At 39.4% G+C, this 17,274-nt stretch carries 14 protein-coding genes and 1 pseudogene; 9 read left to right on the top strand and 6 right to left on the bottom strand.

Features of this window, described 5'->3' with window-relative positions; translation table 11 throughout:
- The first annotated feature begins 153 nt into the window (after positions 1–153).
- Together OKX00_RS21290 and OKX00_RS21285 are read left to right on the top strand one after the other, a co-directional pair.
- A complete protein-coding gene (locus OKX00_RS21290) occupies positions 154–693 on the top strand; it encodes a sigma-70 family RNA polymerase sigma factor (RefSeq protein ID WP_322114335.1) in 540 nt (179 codons plus the stop codon).
- Positions 686–2,086, top strand: a complete 1,401-nt coding sequence (locus OKX00_RS21285) for a DUF4179 domain-containing protein (protein ID WP_265408758.1) — start codon at positions 686–688, stop codon at positions 2,084–2,086. The genes OKX00_RS21290 and OKX00_RS21285 overlap by 8 nt, the downstream gene beginning before the upstream one ends.
- A 37-nt stretch (positions 2,087–2,123) precedes the next feature.
- On the opposite strand, the gene OKX00_RS21280 is transcribed toward OKX00_RS21285, so the two are convergent.
- The 3 genes from OKX00_RS21280 to OKX00_RS21270 all read right to left on the bottom strand — a co-directional run bounded on the left by OKX00_RS21280 (position 2,124) and on the right by OKX00_RS21270 (position 4,199).
- Positions 2,124–2,561 (bottom strand): VOC family protein, encoded by a 438-nt coding sequence (locus OKX00_RS21280; protein WP_265408757.1) that lies wholly within the window; start codon positions 2,559–2,561, stop codon positions 2,124–2,126.
- A gap of 169 nt (positions 2,562–2,730) precedes the next feature.
- Positions 2,731–3,138 (bottom strand): VOC family protein, encoded by a 408-nt coding sequence (locus OKX00_RS21275; RefSeq protein WP_265408756.1) that lies wholly within the window; start codon positions 3,136–3,138, stop codon positions 2,731–2,733.
- A 107-nt stretch (positions 3,139–3,245) separates the two neighbouring features.
- A complete protein-coding gene (locus OKX00_RS21270) occupies positions 3,246–4,199 on the bottom strand; it encodes a helix-turn-helix transcriptional regulator (protein WP_265408755.1) in 954 nt (317 codons plus the stop codon).
- A gap of 106 nt (positions 4,200–4,305) precedes the next feature.
- On the opposite strand from OKX00_RS21270, the gene OKX00_RS21265 reads away from it, so the two are divergent.
- Positions 4,306–4,785 carry a GyrI-like domain-containing protein gene (locus OKX00_RS21265; protein WP_265408754.1) on the top strand — a complete coding sequence of 160 codons (480 nt, stop codon included), beginning with the start codon at positions 4,306–4,308 and terminating at the stop codon, positions 4,783–4,785.
- A gap of 22 nt (positions 4,786–4,807) precedes the next feature.
- The gene (locus tag OKX00_RS21260; protein WP_265408753.1) at positions 4,808–5,269 is read left to right on the top strand and encodes a phage tail protein; all 462 of its coding nucleotides are present in this window, start codon (positions 4,808–4,810) and stop codon (positions 5,267–5,269) included.
- A gap of 105 nt (positions 5,270–5,374) precedes the next feature.
- On the opposite strand, the gene OKX00_RS21255 is transcribed toward OKX00_RS21260, so the two are convergent.
- The gene (locus OKX00_RS21255; RefSeq protein ID WP_265408752.1) at positions 5,375–6,247 is read right to left on the bottom strand and encodes a LysR family transcriptional regulator; all 873 of its coding nucleotides are present in this window, start codon (positions 6,245–6,247) and stop codon (positions 5,375–5,377) included.
- Between the two features lie 176 nt (positions 6,248–6,423).
- Here OKX00_RS21255 and OKX00_RS21250 point away from each other — a divergent pair, with 176 nt between their 5' ends.
- Positions 6,424–7,632, top strand: a complete 1,209-nt coding sequence (locus OKX00_RS21250) for an MFS transporter (RefSeq protein ID WP_265408751.1) — start codon at positions 6,424–6,426, stop codon at positions 7,630–7,632.
- Positions 7,633–7,833: 201 nt separating this feature from the next.
- Positions 7,834–8,775: pseudogene (gene rlmD / locus OKX00_RS21245) on the top strand (23S rRNA (uracil(1939)-C(5))-methyltransferase RlmD); the annotation flags it as partial.
- 319 nt (positions 8,776–9,094) lie between these two features.
- On the opposite strand, the gene OKX00_RS21240 reads toward rlmD, so the two are convergent.
- Positions 9,095–11,101, bottom strand: a complete 2,007-nt coding sequence (locus OKX00_RS21240; protein ID WP_265408750.1) for a zinc-ribbon domain-containing protein — start codon at positions 11,099–11,101, stop codon at positions 9,095–9,097.
- 184 nt (positions 11,102–11,285) lie between these two features.
- Between OKX00_RS21240 and OKX00_RS21235 the strand changes: the two genes are divergently transcribed.
- From OKX00_RS21235 to OKX00_RS21225, 3 genes are all read left to right on the top strand, one after another.
- Positions 11,286–12,500 (top strand): HEPN domain-containing protein, encoded by a 1,215-nt coding sequence (locus OKX00_RS21235; RefSeq protein WP_265408749.1) that lies wholly within the window; start codon positions 11,286–11,288, stop codon positions 12,498–12,500.
- A 2,203-nt stretch (positions 12,501–14,703) separates the two neighbouring features.
- Positions 14,704–15,180: a hypothetical protein gene (locus OKX00_RS21230; RefSeq protein WP_265408748.1), complete on the top strand. Its 477-nt coding sequence runs from the start codon at positions 14,704–14,706 to the stop codon at positions 15,178–15,180.
- A gap of 1 nt (position 15,181) precedes the next feature.
- The gene (locus tag OKX00_RS21225; protein ID WP_265408747.1) at positions 15,182–16,786 is read left to right on the top strand and encodes an AlwI family type II restriction endonuclease; all 1,605 of its coding nucleotides are present in this window, start codon (positions 15,182–15,184) and stop codon (positions 16,784–16,786) included.
- 8 nt (positions 16,787–16,794) lie between these two features.
- Here the strand turns inward: OKX00_RS21225 and OKX00_RS21220 are convergent, their stop codons facing one another.
- Entirely contained in the window at positions 16,795–17,232 is a 438-nt protein-coding gene (locus OKX00_RS21220; RefSeq protein WP_265408746.1) for a very short patch repair endonuclease, read from the bottom strand.
- Between the last annotated feature and the right edge of the window lie 42 nt (positions 17,233–17,274).

Genomic DNA, 17,274 nt, shown 5'->3' with positions numbered 1-17,274 from the left:
ACAAATTTTTTTGAATTAAAGAAAAGAAGGGAGTTAACTATAGCTGTAGCAGGAAGGTACACTAAAGTCTATTACAGTTCCAAAAATAATTCAGCTATCTGAAACTTTTACCGAAAGTAAATCCCACTAATAAGTAAAGGGGGGCAAAAACAGATGGAAATGGAAAGCCGCCGGCTGGTGAAAAAAGCGATCAAGGGGAATAAGAGCGCTTTTGAAAAGCTGGTTCAGCAGCATTATGAAAGGATATACCGCACGGCCTATCTTTATGTGCGCAATGAGGAAGATGCGCTGGATGTGATCCAGGAGGCAGCCTATCAGGCTTTTACTTCGATCCATTCGCTGAAACAGCCGGAGTATTTTACAACCTGGCTCACGAGAATTGTCATTCGATGTTCAGGACAGATTTTAAAAAGAAAAAGCAATGTAGTTCCGCTGAGTGATGAAATCTTGTCCAACCTGCCCGGTCAGGCCAATTCTGACATAGAAGGATCGCTGCAGCTACTCAATGCCGTCCAGGAGCTGAAAGAGAATTACCGTACGGCCATTATTCTATTCTACTATTACGATTACTCGATCAAAACGATCAGCAGTGTCATGGACGTTCCGGAGAGCACCGTGAAAACGTATTTAAGCAGGGGGAAAGCGGAATTAAAAAAGTCCTATAAAGATGAGGAGGGCCAGTGCCATGGATAACAAGAAAATGAAAATGGCCATTGAGCAAATACCTGTACCAAAAGAGAAAGTATTTGATGCGATAAATAAAGGGCTGAATCAAACGGATCGTCGGAAAAAGGGAAGGAAGAGGGTTTGGGCGTCAGCGGTGACGGCCGCCGCCATCCTGGGACTCACTGCTGCTTCAGGATTTATTAACCCGACAATGAACAAAGTATTGGCCCAAACCCCTTTAATAGGCGGGATTTTTGAGGAGTTCAATGATACAGCAGGTTTGGAGCTGGCCAGACAGAATGCAGTCACTGAATTGAACCAAACCATGACAAAAAAAGGAGTGAAGGTCAAACTGACGAGCGCCTACTTTGATGGAAACGTGGTGTCCGTTACGGGATATGTAGATGAAGGTGTTGAAAAAGGGCATAACGAAAAAGGGGAAGTAAGTTTTGACGTGAATTTTGAACACAACAAAGGGGATCATGACCCTTGGCTGAATGGGAAATCAACGGACATCAAGAAAGTCGAAAACGGCTATAACTTTCAATGGAAAATGAATTATCCGTATAAAACATTCAGGGAGAACTCAACCCTTCCGGTAACGATTCACAATATCAACGGAATCAAAGGGGAGTGGAAGTTTAATATCCCGATTCAGCAAGAGAAAAACAGCACACTCGCTATAAACCAGATGATGGAGTACCCGGGGGATGATGTGAAAATTCGGTTGAAAGAGGTTCTTACCGCAAAGGCGTCGTCTTCGCTTATCTACGAGACCTTGCAAAAGTACAAGAACGATGAGATCAGGATAACAAAGGCAATCGATGAGAAAGGAAAGGTCTATCGGTTTGGAAACGGAACAGTCACGGAGGAATCCAAACAGAAAGACGGTTACCACCGCACGATCCGCATAGAAATGAACAAGCTGAATCCAAATATTCATTCGCTAACATTCCATGTGCAGACCAATATCGCAGATCCAACGGCAGAACAATTATTGAACAAAAAATCATTCGTCTTAAAAAGCAAGCGGCTTGATTTAGGGCTGCATGTGAATAATATTGTGCAAAAAGGCGAAAAGCTAGTCATTGATTATCAAATGACAGGCCTCCCTGAGAAGTTGAGCCAAGATAAACTTGGAATGATTGAAAATAACCTGCAGTATAATTTCCTCCTGGTAGATAAGGCGTATATCGGAAAAATGGATCCTGAAAATCCATTCCCGCCTAAAAATCATGGGATTCACCTGAACAAGGTGGAAACGATCAATAAAAAGACAGCGCACTTCCAATCCACATTCGATTTAAATGGAGATGAACAAATAAAGAAATTCAAGCTGGAAAACACCATCCTCCAATTTGATTTTTCTCACTTCGTCCCGGCGAAGGAGCTTAAACCGATGACGGTTGAACTGCCGTAACAACGATAAAGCACTGCAACCGCAGTGCTTTTTCGTATTAATTGATTTTCTCCGCCAGCTCTATGATAATTCCCTCTGGTCCGCGGATGTAGCATAATTTATAAATGTTCTCATAGTTTTGTATCTCGCCAAAGAGTTCTGCGCCTTTCTTTTTCAATTTGGCGACAATGGCTTCAATATCTTCAACCGCAAATGCAATATGCTGGATCCCCAGGGTGTTTGCATAAGAGGACTGAATTCCTTTTTCATCTATGGGAGTATGGAATTTGACCAGCTCCAGCGTTGCCTCGCCATCCGATGTTCCCAGCATGGCAACCGTCTCCCTGACATCTGTGAGCCCAATGATCTGTTCCACCCACTTGCCTTCCACTTCTGCTTCACCCAGCACCTTTAATCCAAGTTCAAGAAAAAACCCTTTTGCAGCAGCAAGGTCCTCTACAATGATACCCACATGATCAATTCTGCGAATCTTCATGTCTACCTCCCATGTTCCGAAGTTTAATCCGGTATGTTTCTAAAGGAACTTCTCGATGGCTGAATTGTTTTCCTCTTTATTTCTCCTATTCTTTCCTTCATCGGCGGAGGAAGAGTTTTGCCCTGGAAAGGAATATGGATGACCATGCCCTCTGTCATCTACAACGTAATTAAGGTAACTTTTTATCTGTTCCTCCAAAACCTATACAATAGTTATCAATGTCTTTAATTGCGAATTCTTTCCAAGGGCCAGCGCTATGATCAATCCAGGGTTCAATTGTAATCATTGCCCCCTTTTCCCTGAATTCTTCATATAGTTCATCGAGTGATGACCAATCTTCAACATAACAATATACATCGAAGGCGGTATTAGTGTCTTTTGCAGGTTTGTTGGGCTGGACATCCCCTGGAGAATTTGCTTGCAGCAGCTTTATTCCTAAACCAGAAAACCCATCCCTTATTACCCACCATTCTGTAACTTCACAACCTAAGACATTTTGATAATACTCTTTTGATCTTTCTAAATTTGATACAAGCAAAACCTTTAATGAACTATGTATTTGTTTTTTAGGATTCATGGAAATTATCACCCTTTTCGTTTTATCTGGGAATTCAACATGAGGTGGAAAAAGCCTTTATTTTGGCTGCTGAAAGGCTAATACCCCAAAACGCCTGTCTGCTGATGTTAATCATTAGTTAACCCCCATAACCTCCCTTGTAGTCCTTTCAAAACCTCTTCCGGCATTTCCCTGACCGTAATATCTTCTCCCAAGAATAGCACCCAGTTAGTAATTTCACTAAGTTCTTCCGGCTGATCCACATGGATAAAGGTCTTGAGGAGAGCCGTGGTTTGATAGGGGTTCGTATAGGAAATCGAAACTTTTAAAGGGTGGTATTTTTTGAACTGGGCGATGGCTTTTGGACCGAGCTCCAGGACAAGGTTGATGGATTCTTCCTGCTTGCTCAATTTTTCCAAGATCTTTTTCTTGCTGATTCTTTTTTTCGCCGGGTAAGGTTTAACATCGGTGAGATGGTCGACAGGGATAATTTTCTTTTTTTCTTCTTTTAAATCAAAGCCTTCGATCAGCCAGGCGCTTTTTTCGCGATACAGGTGCAGAAGATAAATCGGATACGACTCTTCCTTGACCGTAATTAGCAGATAGCTGTCCACAAGAAGGGTATGGATGAGCGTTTCCAGCATGGGATGGGGGAGGTCTGATAGATCAAGCAGGTCAGGGTTATGGGGGTTGGTCCCTTCAAAAAGGAGGATCTGATTCAAAAGGACAAGTTCATCTTGCTGGTTTTCGGAGATGAGGCCGAGTAACTTTTCAGCCAGTGACTGACGGCTCTTCAGGTACGGAAGCTGTTGGTTTCGAGTGGCCATAAAGGCAATAAACAGGGCCTTCACCTCATTGTTGGTAAATCGGACTTCTGGCAGGACGGAGTTGTGCATGACAAAATAACCGCCGTCTCTTCCAACCTCAGCGACAAGCGGCATCCCCATGGCTTCAATTTCCCTGATATCCCGAATGGCTGTTGAACGGGAGATATTAAACTCCCGCATGATTTCAGAAATGGTAAATTGGGCGCGGTTGTTGATATACCGCATGATGATATTGATCCGCTCAACTTTTTTCATTGGGGCTCCTAAACAGTATCATTTTTTGACATGATTTAAGGATATGATATACCTATCAAGTGAAGAATACAAACACTTCAAAAAATGTAGAAAAGAGGTTTTAAAAATGGCGAACTATACGCTGGAAGAAAAAGAAGGCTTTACCGTGATCGGTCTTGGAACAGAGCTTAAGAGCGATTACACAGACTATGCAGGCATTCACAAGGAAAAGGCAGACTTTTGGGAGGCTGTCAGCCAGGATGGAAGACTCGATACGTTAAAAGGAATGGCATCCAATGACTATGTTTTTGCCGTGAACGAAGCGGTGAACAACAAGATGATGCATTATGCGGGCGTCATGACAGATGAGCCGGCACCAGAAGAAGCAAGAGTGATCCAATTTCCTAAAGGGGAATACGTAGTGGTTAAAGGAGAAGGGAAGAGTGCTGATGAATTAAATAATAAGCTTGCCGGAATTGCCTTTGGCCAGGTCTTGCCAGAAGCAACGAATGTTGCCTATGTTGGCGGACCGAATGCCTCGGTTGAGTTGGGGCAGCGCGATGGCCTGATCTATGGTGAAATGTGGATTCCTGTTGTCAGGAAATAAGAAATAAAAAGGAGAGATGAAAATGTCCACTATCGTTGATTTTAAAAATGTGTCCGAAGCAGGATTGGAGTCTTCACCTGCAGCAGAAGCGCTTGCCGGGCTGCGTGCGAATGAAGCCCGTTACTTTATGAACAAATACAAGCACGAATTTACGGTTGTACCAGCGAGCGAAAGCCAGGAAACACTTGATTATGTGAACGAGATTTTAAAAGAACGTGATATTGAGTTTGCGGCCAAACCCCTGGAAACATCAAGGTTTCAAGTGGAAAATATCAAATTTGCCTACGTCTTCTATGAGGACGGTCTTGCGGTCAACGTCATGTATACGGTGGATGACCCTAAGAAACGGGCAGTTGGTTTCAAGCTTTCAGATGGGATGGAGATCCCAAAGGAGCTGGAAGGAAAATTTAAGTTTGCCAGGCAGAAGTCTAAACTGGCCGGAACCATTCGGGGCTCGTTCTTTGTCATTAAAGGAGAATATTAAAGTAAGCGCAGTACTCAAGCATGGCTTACCCCTTAAATTAGGCAGAAATCGATGAAGAATAAATGAAGGCAACAGACACTTTGTGCTCTGTTGCTTTTTTAATGCTTATGAATGTTCCAACACAAACTTCTTAAATTTCTGTGTGGCGGGTGAGACATATCTTCTATCTACCCAAGCAATCCCGATCGTCCGTTGGCAATGTGGATTTTTAATGGGGATTTTTTCGATTTTGCTTTGGTCTGTCCCTTTTAAATTCGGGAGTATGGAAATGCCGAGGCCTGCGGCAACAAGCGCTGCCACGGTATCTGCCTCTTCTCCTTCAAAGGTGATATTAGGTGTGAGACCCGCTTCCTGAAACAATTGTTCGACTGTGATGCGAAGAGAGAATCCTTCTTTTAAATGGATAAAAGATTCATCCGCGATTTCTTCCAGAGTAATGCTCATCTTATCTGCGTATTTATGGTCTTTCGGGACAATGACATAAAGCTCCTCGTTCCATAGCGGGCTCCAGACAATGGGGGATTTGCTCTCCATCGGCGCTATGAGGCAGAGGTCAAATTCCCCCGCCATCAGCTGGGAAATCAGCTGATGGGAAGGCCCCTGGCCCAGGCGGAAATTAATCTTGGGATAGGATTGGCGAAAAGAAGAGAGCAGATCGGGAATACGGCCAGTACTCAGGGTGTGTAAAAATCCGATCGACACTTCCCCCTGCTCCGGATCCAGCAGGTCCTGAATTTCCTGTTTCCCTTCTTCAAATTCTTTCATGATGTTGTCCACGCGCTGTAAAAAGAGCTGTCCATATTTATTCAGTCGGATCGATCGCCCCTTACGTTCAAACAACGGTACCCCGATTTCCTTCTCAAACCTGGTAATCGAACGGCTGAGGGCGGGCTGGGTAATGGACAGGGCTTCTGCCGCACGTGTGACATGCTGCATGCGTGCCAGCGTCCTGAAATATTCAAACTGCTGCCATTCCAATCGATAACACCACGTTTCTTTTAGATTATATATTACATAAATACATTAAAAATATGATTATAATGAATTATACATCATAAGAGGATGATGCTACTATAGAAATATGGAAAATAAAAATTTAAAGGGATGATAGAGATGCAACAAGATGAATGCCACACCAATGAGATGATAGCAGTATGAGCTACATTCAACAGGGAACACCGCTTTTTCGAAAAACCAGCATGGCGTTTTTTGCCGCTGGTTTTAATACATTTGCGATTCTTTACTGCGTACAGCCGTTAATGCCCGAGTTCACAAAGGAGTTCAGCATTACACCCACAACCGCAAGTCTGTCTCTTTCTGTAACCACGATCGTACTTGCTGTCAGCATGCTGATTTTTGGCTCGTTGTCCGAAGTTTGGGGGCGAAAACCAATCATGGTCATTTCGATGCTTGCAGCTTCCGTGATTTGTATTTTTACAGCGTTCAGCCCTAATTTTCACTTTTTTTTGATTTTACGGACGCTGGAAGGGATATCGCTTGCCGGATTGCCTTCCATTGCCATGGCGTTTCTTGGAGAGGAAATCGAACCCAAAAGTCTCGGAACAGCGATGGGGCTATATATATGCGGAAATTCAATCGGAGCGGTGTTTGGAAGAGTATTCTCAGGGCTGTTGAGTGATCTCGTGAGCTGGCATGCGGCGATAGGCGGAATTGGGGTCATAAGCTTAGTGGCTACCCTCATTTTTTGGAAGAGCCTGCCGTCTTCACAGCATTTCAAAGCACGTCCATTACAGATTGGGAAATTAGGAAAATCACTTGTTGACCATCTGAAAGATCCCGGTCTCGTTTGCCTATTTTTTATGGGGTTTTTACTTTTGGGGAGCAACGTTGCTTTATTTAACTACATCGCTTATGTGCTGCTCGGAAAGCCTTATTCGCTAAGCCAAACCATTGTCGGCTGGATTTTTTTAATCATGGTTATTGGAATGTTCAGCTCGGTCTGGACCGGGAAATGGGTAGACCGCCACGGGAAGAAAAGAATACTATTCATTAACTTATTGCTTGCTTTAATCGGTGTTGGTTTGACGTTGGACACCTATTTATTCATTAAAATGCTGGGGCTCGGAATGTTTACCTATGGCTTCTTTGGCAGCCATTCCATTGCAAGCAGCTGGGTTGGCCAGCGTGCGACACATGACAAAGCGCAAGCCTCTTCACTCTACTTATTTCTTTACTATACCGGCTCAAGTGTAGGGGGAACACTCGCAGGATTCTTCTGGTCCGATTTCGGATGGGGAGGCGTCATCAGTATGACGGCGGGCTTTCTCATCATGGGTGTTATGCTTTGGGCGCTTATTTCAAAAATTGCACAGAATGGAAAGAATGTTACTGAAGTAGCTTGAATCAAGAGGAATGTACTGGCTATGTAAAAAAAGTACACCCTACTCGGGTGTTATTTCAATATCAACGAGCTTCCCTTCATGAAATAGTATAAAGGATTGCGCTTGCAAATACATATTTGCAGCTAGACTTTAAGGTTTAATAGTTATGAAATGGAGATGAAAAGGAGCTAATTAGTGAACTCGGGCAGTGAGTAGCCGAACAAAGGCAGATTCATCATCAGCTTCTATCAAAAACGAAGCCACGAAATTGTAGAAATGGACAGCTGCATCATCACGGGTGATACGACCGATGAAGCCATCCAGGCGGTCAAGGACATCCTGAACAAGTACGGGACCCAGCCATATGAAGAAAAGCGCCATAAAGGCATCATCCGCCACATTATCGCGCGCTACGGGAAAACGACAAACGAGCTGATGATCTTCCTGGTGACGAACCGAAAAGAGCTGCCGAACTGCAAAAAGATAGTGGATGATATCGTAAACACCATTCCACAGATCAAGTCGGTCGTGCAAAACGTGAACACCAAACGAACGAACGTCATTTCCGGTGACGAAACCAAAGTTCTCTGGGGCTTAGAATACATTTACGACTACATCGGCGACATCAAATTCGCCATCTCCGCCCGCTCGTTCTACCAAATCAACCCACAGCAAACCAAGGTCTTGTACGACTAGGCCCTGAAGTTTGCGGAGTTAACAGGAGATGAAACAGTCATTGATGCGTATTGTGGCATCGGAACAATCTCTCTTTTCTTAGCACAGAAGGCGAAGAAGGTATACGGAGTAGAGATTGTGCCTGAAACGATAGAAGATGCAAGACGAAATGCTGAACTGAACGGAATGGATAATGCGGAGTTTGCGGTAGGGGAATCTGAAGTTGTGATTCCTAGATGGAAAGAAAAAGGGATCACACCAGATGTCATCATCGTCGATCCACCAAGAAAGGGCTGTGACGAAGCTCGGCTTCAAACGATAATTGAGATGAAGCCAAAGCGAGTGGTGTATGTAAGCTGTAATCCATCGACCCTGGCGAGGGATTTAAGAATTTTAGAAGATGGTGGTTTTAAAACGGTTGAAGTGCAGCTGGTGGATATGTTTCCGCAGACGACGCATTGTGAGGCTGTGGCGAAAGTTTTGAATTAATGAATGTCAGGAGCCTAATCATTGTCAGATTAGGCTCTTTTATATATATCTTTCGGAAAAATTTACCGTGAAACAAGAAATTCACGTTGTCACAGGGACAATAAATACCTTCAAAGAACGAGCTTTGGACAATGTTTATTTTCACTTGACTGAAGAAATTATTTTAATGAATGTTCTTTCCTAAATTCCTATCGCAAAGGTGTTTACTATTAGATAATCATTTCCTGCCATACTGTTTGGCGACGTTTTCATATTATCTATTGTATATTTTCCCAATGTGAACACCCATATTTTGTTAATTGTTGTAGAAAACCTTGTTTTAATATGCATGACCACGTCTGCATTGAGGACACCAACTTCCCTGACGAACGGTGGAATAGCTGGCTGTCCATATATGACCGTCCTTACACTCCCACTGTAGATTTGATTTACTATTTACATATTCATACGTTAAGCATTTCCCTTGCTTTTGTTCAGCGAGTAATTGTGCATCTTCAATGGTTTTTTTACGATTTCCTTTACATGTGGGACACCATTTTCCTGTTTGAATGTTTGTTGGTAAAGCATCCCATTGATGACCGTTCTGACACTCAAATGTTAATTTTGCTTTTTGATTGTTATATATCGTAGATAAACATCTGCCCCCTCTTTTTTTCGCTAATTCAGTAAAATAATAAATCGTCAATCGTGGTTTTTTATTACAAGCGGGACACCATTTCCCCCTTAAGATATTTGCCGGGGTTGCCTTCCATTGATGCCCTTTATGGCATTCCCATAAAAGATGGGTATTATTATTGATATATTCTTTTGATAAACATTTTCCACCTTTGGCTGCAGCAAATTTCTTCATCTCTTCGATTGTATGTTTGGCATTGCCTGCGCACCGTGGACACCAACCGCCCCTGCTCAGTACCTCAAATGTCGTAGTCCACCGATGCCCCGTATGGCATTCGAATTCATAGTGATGCTTGCTATTGCCATAAACCGTGGATAAACATTTTCCACCCTTACTCTGTGCTAATTCCTTCATAATATTGATTTTGGAATGAAGTCCATTGATAAATTGTAAGGAAACATCTTTTTTTTGAAAAGGAATACCGTTTTTAGTCAACCAATCTTTAACAAAGCGGATCAGGCTTTCATCTGACTTTGCCTCAACCCAATAAGGGATAATAAGTAATTTAACTGCTTTTTTTTCACACTGATCTTCCTTATCATGATTTCGATTCATAAGTTCTTGATATCTTTTTTTCGTTCTATGAAAATAAGGAACATATTGATAATGTTGAATTCCCCGGAACTCAAAACCAAAATTTAGGTCCTTATTATAACCATCGAGTTCTAATCCCCGTTCCAGCACATTCCTTGTTTTTTTAAACTCATGGCCCAACAATTGTTTCAAAAGATGCCTTGTCTTTTCTTCCCCTCTGCTTTGAGTACACATTGGGCACCAGGCACCGCTTTGAATAGTGCCGTAAGTTGTTTCCCATCGATGCCCATCTTTACACTCGAAATGAAGGGCTGTTCTACTGTTGATGTAACAAATGGACAGGCATTTTCCACCTCTTTCAGCTGCCAATGAGTCTACATCGGAAATAGTTAATTTACTTTTTTTCGAACAAGCGGGACACCAGCTTCCGCTTCTAATGGTTGCCGGAGTACTTTCCCACACATGCCCTTCCTTACACTTCCACTTTAATTTGACGTGCTTCCCTTTGTAGTTGTTAGATAAGCATGATCCCCCTCTTGATTTTGAAAGTTCTTCCATATCTTCAATAACCACTTTTCTTTTTGCGCATCTTGGACACCATTTTCCACTTCTAATATTGGAAGCCGTTGCTTCCCACTCATGCCCTTTTTCACATCTCCATCGTAATTTTTCACGGTTATTGACATAATCTTTGGAAAGGCAGAGACCGTTGTTTTTTTTGGCCATCTCCTCCATATCCTCAATTGTCAGCTTTTTAACTCCTTTACATACTGCACACCAAGTCCCATTTAGATAGATGCTTTTAGGGATTGATTGCCAAACATGTCCTTTGGCACATCTCCACGTTAGTTTGGTATGGGCATTTTGATAATGATGAGACAGGCATTGACCCCCTCTTTCTTTGGCAATTCTTTTCATATCTTCAATAGTATATGGGACTGTGTGGTTGCAGGTAGGACACCAATGTCCGTTAAAAATGGATGTCGGCTTTGTAATCCAACGATGGTTTTCATTACATTCAAATTCAATTTTTTCATTTCTTCCGTTGTACTCTTTGGAGATAATACGCCCTTTCTTCATTTTTACAATGTTATGAAGTAATTCGAACTCATTCATCTAAATTTGCTCCTTTAGCGGATGATGTGTCACCCGTATGTCTTTGGAACAAGTAATAGACATAAGATTCACTATATATACATTGTTTCACTGGGCCATTGAAATTTGTTTGTAATTGGAGATATAATTACTGAAGAAAATTAATTGCTTAAGAATATTTTAGAAGAGGGATTGGAAATGAAATATGAATAAAAACAAATTTAAACTAGTCCTAATAGAAATAGTTAAAGATTTAAAAAATAATGCTATTAGTGAATTTTACACAAATGGCAGACATAAAATTATTCATGATTGTGCAATTCATACAACAGTATTGGAAATTAATAGCTTTGTTAAAGGGCTGGAATTATTTTTAAAAGAAAAATCTTTAAATGAAAACCTAGCAAAAAAAACAATAGTAATGCGATATATAAAAATTCTAAAACAACTTTTAGATACTGAAACCCCAAGTAAAATAGTTACTGCTTTATTAACAGAGCTTGAGGATGAAGTTTCTTTAAAGAAAGAATTTAAAGTTTATGTTCCTTTAAAAGGATTATTATTGTTTGATAAACAATCATTCTACATTAATTCTAACTGCAAAATTATTCATTTGGATAAATTAATAGCTTCAGAAATAATACCTGATAAAGAAATAAAAGAATTTTTTCCCACCAGTATAGAACATACTGTAAATGCTGCAGATTTTTTAAAGGCAATAGAGATTGGAGTTGAATTAAGTAAACTAATAGTACATTTTTTAAGGTTTATTGATTATCAAGGGTGGAATGAAGAATTACTAGGTTTGCGGTTACCTGGATATGGTGCACAAATGGAAGAGCTTCGCATAATTGCAGTGCCTTGTGTACCAGGGACATTTAGTAGTTATAATTGGCGATTAAAGGAAGCACAGGATGAAGATCTGGAAATTGATGATAGTTTTATAGAGGATGCAAAAGAAGTGGGGTTAGAAAGATTCGGAGAAATATTAAAAAAATTTATGATAAATGATCTAAACGATATGGAAGTACAAATTCTAAGATCCATAGTGTGGTTCGGTGAGTCAAAAATAGAACACGATAACGCAGCGCGTTTTCTTAAGCTGACATTAGTTCTCGAATGCCTACTAAATTTGAGTAAAGAGGAACCCGTTGCAGTATCACTCAGTGAAAGGATAGCCTTTATTTTTGAAACAACATTAGAGGAGCGCTTGAAACTTGTGAACAAAATCAAAGAACTTTATGATGTGAGGTCAAAAATTGTTCACAATGGATCAGCAGAAGTAGAAGAGCAATCCTTAGTCGAATTAGAGCATATTGTGAGTGAATTAATTATTTTGTTTTTAACCAATCCAGATTATTTAGCAATAAAAACAAAGAATGAACTAAAAAGTAAATTAAATATAATTAAGTTTTCTTGAATAATTTCCCATCATTATAATTTTTAACATGATAAAGTTAATTACTACAGAGGAACTGCTGAAAATGAATATATCATGTATAATGGGAATAGATTTAGCATAAACTATTGGTAGAAGGACGGCCATTGTACCAAAATCAAATACTTAAAAAAAAAGAAATCTCAATCTGTTGTAATAGCAGTCGGGATTTCTTTTTTGTATTGTTTCTTTAACGGTGGAATGCGGTAAACTTCCGCTGCCTCAGTAAGTATAATAGAAGGTGATTAAATATGGGAGAAGACGAACCATATTAATTAGCAAAGTTCTTTTTTTTATGTTCTCACGAGTTTTCTATTTCAAATTTTTTCTGAATGCTTTCAAATACCAATTAGTTTTATTTACAAGTTCAATGAATTGTCTAGTCTTTTCTAACGATAATTCAACTCCTTTGTAAGTATTTTTTTTATGTATCTTTCTTATTAACCTCATTGTTTCATAAGTATTTTCATCAAGACGATAAAGGAGATGATAGATATAAGTAAAATTACCATTGTAACTCACCGACATCCCATGTGTTGCCACATACAGTCCAGACATGTGGAATGCGTAGCGCAACTTATTAAAAAATTCTCTATTTTTGGATGAATACTATTCGAACATTTTCTTTAAAAGAATCAATCTCATTTTTACCGAAGGACAGAACCCAAAGAAAAGGGGTTGGTCCTTTTTATGTTCACTTTTTGTAAAGTTGGGGATAAAGCCGGATTATTTAAATCGGGAGCAGTTCCTTCGTTATTAATTAGTAAATGCAAATAATCTGTTACCTCAATCATTTCATTCTTTTTAAGTTGGAAAGACTGTATGTCCAAAGAATCCAACTTCACAAGCAAAACATTCGAAAAGCCCAAGGATTGCACTGCTTGTTGCCCCAGTTCCTCATTCCTGGCTTCTATAAAAACACGTACTAATCTCTTTCCGGCAACTGAGTAAAGATAAAATAATATATATTAAATTGATAATGTATTAAAACAAGTTAAGCTGTAATATGCAAATGGAAGCTTTCTAATGCGCTCTTTTAAGTGTTTCTTTTTATAAATGTCATTGCTTATAAAAGAACTAAGTTGACATCTACTTTAGGCTATGGGGGATTGATATTAAAAATACAGTAGGAAGGGAAGGATGCGAGCGTGCTTATTCATGAATTTAATAAGCTGTTGAAAAAATATAGGTTTTAAAAAGTCTGGCGTGTTCCTTGTGTTGTGTTTACAATAGACACGATATGCTCTTTAATACATATATTCACGGTGTTGAATTATAAGTAAAAAGCCGCTCCATTAGGAACGGCGGGGGCAACTGAAGTTGGCAAGGCTCAGGATCTTACTATTAGGTTAAGCTGCTTTCTGATCTAAAGATCACCCGGTATTAACGTTAGGATCCTTTTTCCTTACAAAGATAATATTCATCATTTACAACCTCCCTCAAAAGAGGATGTCTTCGGTCGCTTCCCAGCAACCGAGGACTGTTAGCTTGTAACTCTTGTAAGTATAATTATTATGCTACTGAGTATGAGACCAAAAACCATACTCTCAAAGAAGTATGCCTTGTAGCCTTCTGGGAAGTTAAACTTCACCTTCACCACCACAAGTTTTCTTTTTACCACGTACCATGATGCAAACAGCATAGTCGCTGTTAGTGTTATTATTTCTCCTAATGTAAATTGTACCATCGCACATTACCCCCTTCAGTATTGGGACATGCCCAACCGAAGAAGGGCTATCCTGCCCTTACAACTATTATACTTTTTTTTTATAAAAAGTAAAATATTGTTAATGGAAATATCATTAATTTCTAAAGGCTCTTTTCTAAAAGATTGTTGCTTTGGGAACATTCTGATAGGACTTCATTGATAAGTTGATTGAAGTGCAAGGTGCGAGACTCCTGCGGGACGAGTGTGCCAGTGGAGATAGGCGCTTGCGCCGGTAAGGCTAACCGCATGCCCCGCGGAAAGCGAGCGACCTGAAACGGAAATCAACCCCTTTCAAGAGCAACAAAGTTTACGAAAACAGCCTTTCTAAAAGAAAGAACATCAATCCGTCTTACAAAAAAATAGATTGCATATTTCGGATTAATAATATAAAAGATAAAAAATCTAATCACTCTTAAAGATGATCAGGTTTTTTATATTCACTTTTATACTATATTCAGGCCTCTTAATTTAGAAAGGATGATCACCATCGAAATTTTCTTACTGCAAAAATTATTACGCAAAGCTATGATTTACCAGCTCATGATCAAAATTAATAAATTAATTAAAGAGGCAAATCTTACACACAAAGAAATTAGTGAGCAGACAGGCAGATCAGGGAACTGGGTAAATCGTGTGTACAACAATAGCTCAGATATAACAATGTCTTCATTATCAAAAATAATATCAGTTATCAGTGAAAAAATTGAATTAGATAAGTATAATTTAAATGCTCTTTTTGACCAAAAAACCTTAAAAATAGCTAGTACTATGAGCAGTTTAGCGGATGAAAATTCAATCTCAGCTACTGCATTCATCCTATCGGAAAAGGAACTCTTCAGTGATCTTATGGGTGACTGGGGGGCCTTAAGTGAAAGAAAGAAGCTTTCAAAAAAAGAAAAAGCTGTATTTGAAAAGCTACAAAAACTATTGAAAGATCCCTTAGGAGGAATTTAATATGCCGGAAAGAAAAGTATGGTTTATAACACGTCCAGAACGAGATCCACGCTTTCATGTAGATGCACTTAAAGCACTCCAAATTGCCACAGAAAATTTTACTGTTACTTGGTCTAAAAATCGAATTGCCCATAAACGTTATGAAGAAGTTTTAGCAGCTAAAGAACTCAAACGTAATAATATTAGCACTGACGGTTCTGGAGGAAGAACCTGGGCAGCAATGCTTAGAACATTTGGATATGTATACACAACGCCTACTGGACAATTGTCTCTTACTAAAGTTGGCGCTTCCTTACTTGCTGATACTAAAAAACGTGAAAATATAAAAAAACAAATTTTAACACTCCAAATTCCTAATGCTTATTTTTTAGAAAGTGGTTTCCGCCCAAAATTCGAAGAAGGTTTCCAGATTAGACCTGCTCGATTCTTAATTCTTTTAGTTAATCAAGCAGAATTAAATTATTATATTACTAAAGAAGAAATCACATTTTTTGCTCTTACAGCTCAAAAAGATACTGAGTTAAATGAGGTTACTCAAAAAATTCTCGCTTACCGCGCGAAAACAACAGAAACTGAAAAGATTGAAATGAAAAAAGAGATAGCTTCACTCTATGATCATCGTGAACGATCAGATAAAGGAGCAAGAGACTTTTCAGCAGCTCATGGTGATGTCGCACATACCTTTATGATGCTGTGTGAATATACTGAATTAGCTGAATATGTTCGCGGGCAATTCCTTAGGGTTCCGTCCGAAAAACACCAGTTCACCACCAATGAGTTAAATGAATTTGATAGACGTTATCCTTTTAACAAGCGTTATTTAATCTCCTTAGAGCGATTTTCCGAGAATGCCGGTCTTGATGTAGACAGTTACAAGGCAAGCGCATTTGGAGCTATAGGTCCAGCTACCAATCAGAAAAAGTTAACCAAAAAAATCCATCGACTGCTGGCGTCTTTTCCTTCACTTCAAGAGCTCTCCTTAGCAGAAATTGAAACCGTGCTGAAGCAAGAATTATCTACTGCTGAGTCCAAAAAATTTGCTTCCGCACTTAAAGAATACCGCTACAGTTCACTGAATGATGATTTTGTTGAATCGTACTTATATGAAGAAAATAATTTAGTATTTGAAGAAAAAACTGCAAAGATTTTAGAAGCAGTGGGGTTTGAAGTCGAGCTAAGACCAAAGCCCGAGAATAGAGATCTCCGCACACAAATTGAAATTTTGTTGCATCTAGATGAAGAAACAATCTGTATTATAGATGCCAAGAACTACAAGAAAAAATTCAGCCTGCCAGCCCATCTTACTTCACATATGGGATCCGAATATATTCCTAATTACAATGGCTATAAGGGGAAGTTAGTAAAATATTATGGTTATATAACTGCAAGTGACTGGGGTGGCGAAAAGAATTTGGAGAAAATCACTGAGAAAGCAAATTCAGTAATTCCAGATCTTAATCCTCAAGGGGCTATTATTTCAGCAAATGCTTTATTAGGTTTTTTGGATTATTGTTTAGATAATGAATTAACAAAAGCGCAAAGAAGGCAGTCCTTCATAAGTTGTTTTACTAATAAAGGATACCGTAATGTATCGGAAATGTTTTAAATATTCTTTCAGGGGTTGTCTGCTTCAGATAACTCTTTTTTGATATTATTTATGAAATTAAACAGCTCTTGTGTAACATGATTAAAATCCTCTTTTAATTCATGCTCCCAAACTCTCTTAATGTGCCAATGTTTATTTAAATAGTATTGATTAACCTCAATATCCCTGCTCCGGTTTCTTTCTAATTTCTTATCCCAATAATCACGATTATTATTTGGTCTATTTCCATGCAGTTCACAGGCATGCCAAAAACAAGAATCAATGAAGATAACAATATTATATTTTTTTATGGAAATATCCGGTTTTCCAAATAGGGTCCGATCATTTTTCCTGAACCTTAGTCCTCTGTGCCACAGTCTTTTTGTGACACGGTTTTCTAGTTTAGATTGCGAACGAATGGCTTGCATATTCTTTCTCCGCTGTTCTTTAGTAATCCTTTCTCCCAAAACAACCCCTCCCTTGGTTCAACAATTCCCCTATATAAAAAT

Source organism: Fictibacillus sp. KU28468, assembly GCF_026153615.1.
In the GTDB taxonomy this organism is placed as follows: domain Bacteria; phylum Bacillota; class Bacilli; order Bacillales; family Fictibacillaceae; genus Fictibacillus_C; species Fictibacillus_C marinisediminis.
Note: the sequence above shows the minus strand (reverse complement) of the source record. Positions and strands in the feature narration are given on the sequence as shown.

Excerpts from the sequence above, each read along its gene's own strand:
- OKX00_RS21250 (WP_265408751.1), top strand. The coding sequence starts at position 6,424 with ATGAGCTACATTCAACAGGGAACACCGCTTTTTCGAAAAACCAGCATG.
- OKX00_RS21290 (WP_322114335.1), top strand. The coding sequence starts at position 154 with ATGGAAATGGAAAGCCGCCGGCTGGTGAAAAAAGCGATCAAGGGGAAT.
- OKX00_RS21280 (WP_265408757.1), bottom strand. The coding sequence starts at position 2,561 with ATGAAGATTCGCAGAATTGATCATGTGGGTATCATTGTAGAGGACCTT.
- OKX00_RS21235 (WP_265408749.1), top strand. The coding sequence starts at position 11,286 with ATGAATAAAAACAAATTTAAACTAGTCCTAATAGAAATAGTTAAAGAT.
- OKX00_RS21275 (WP_265408756.1), bottom strand. The coding sequence starts at position 3,138 with ATGAATCCTAAAAAACAAATACATAGTTCATTAAAGGTTTTGCTTGTA.
- OKX00_RS21260 (WP_265408753.1), top strand. The coding sequence starts at position 4,808 with ATGTCCACTATCGTTGATTTTAAAAATGTGTCCGAAGCAGGATTGGAG.
- OKX00_RS21285 (WP_265408758.1), top strand. The coding sequence starts at position 686 with ATGGATAACAAGAAAATGAAAATGGCCATTGAGCAAATACCTGTACCA.
- OKX00_RS21240 (WP_265408750.1), bottom strand. The coding sequence starts at position 11,101 with ATGAATGAGTTCGAATTACTTCATAACATTGTAAAAATGAAGAAAGGG.
- OKX00_RS21225 (WP_265408747.1), top strand. The coding sequence starts at position 15,182 with ATGCCGGAAAGAAAAGTATGGTTTATAACACGTCCAGAACGAGATCCA.
- OKX00_RS21265 (WP_265408754.1), top strand. The coding sequence starts at position 4,306 with ATGGCGAACTATACGCTGGAAGAAAAAGAAGGCTTTACCGTGATCGGT.
- OKX00_RS21270 (WP_265408755.1), bottom strand. The coding sequence starts at position 4,199 with ATGAAAAAAGTTGAGCGGATCAATATCATCATGCGGTATATCAACAAC.
- OKX00_RS21230 (WP_265408748.1), top strand. The coding sequence starts at position 14,704 with ATGATCACCATCGAAATTTTCTTACTGCAAAAATTATTACGCAAAGCT.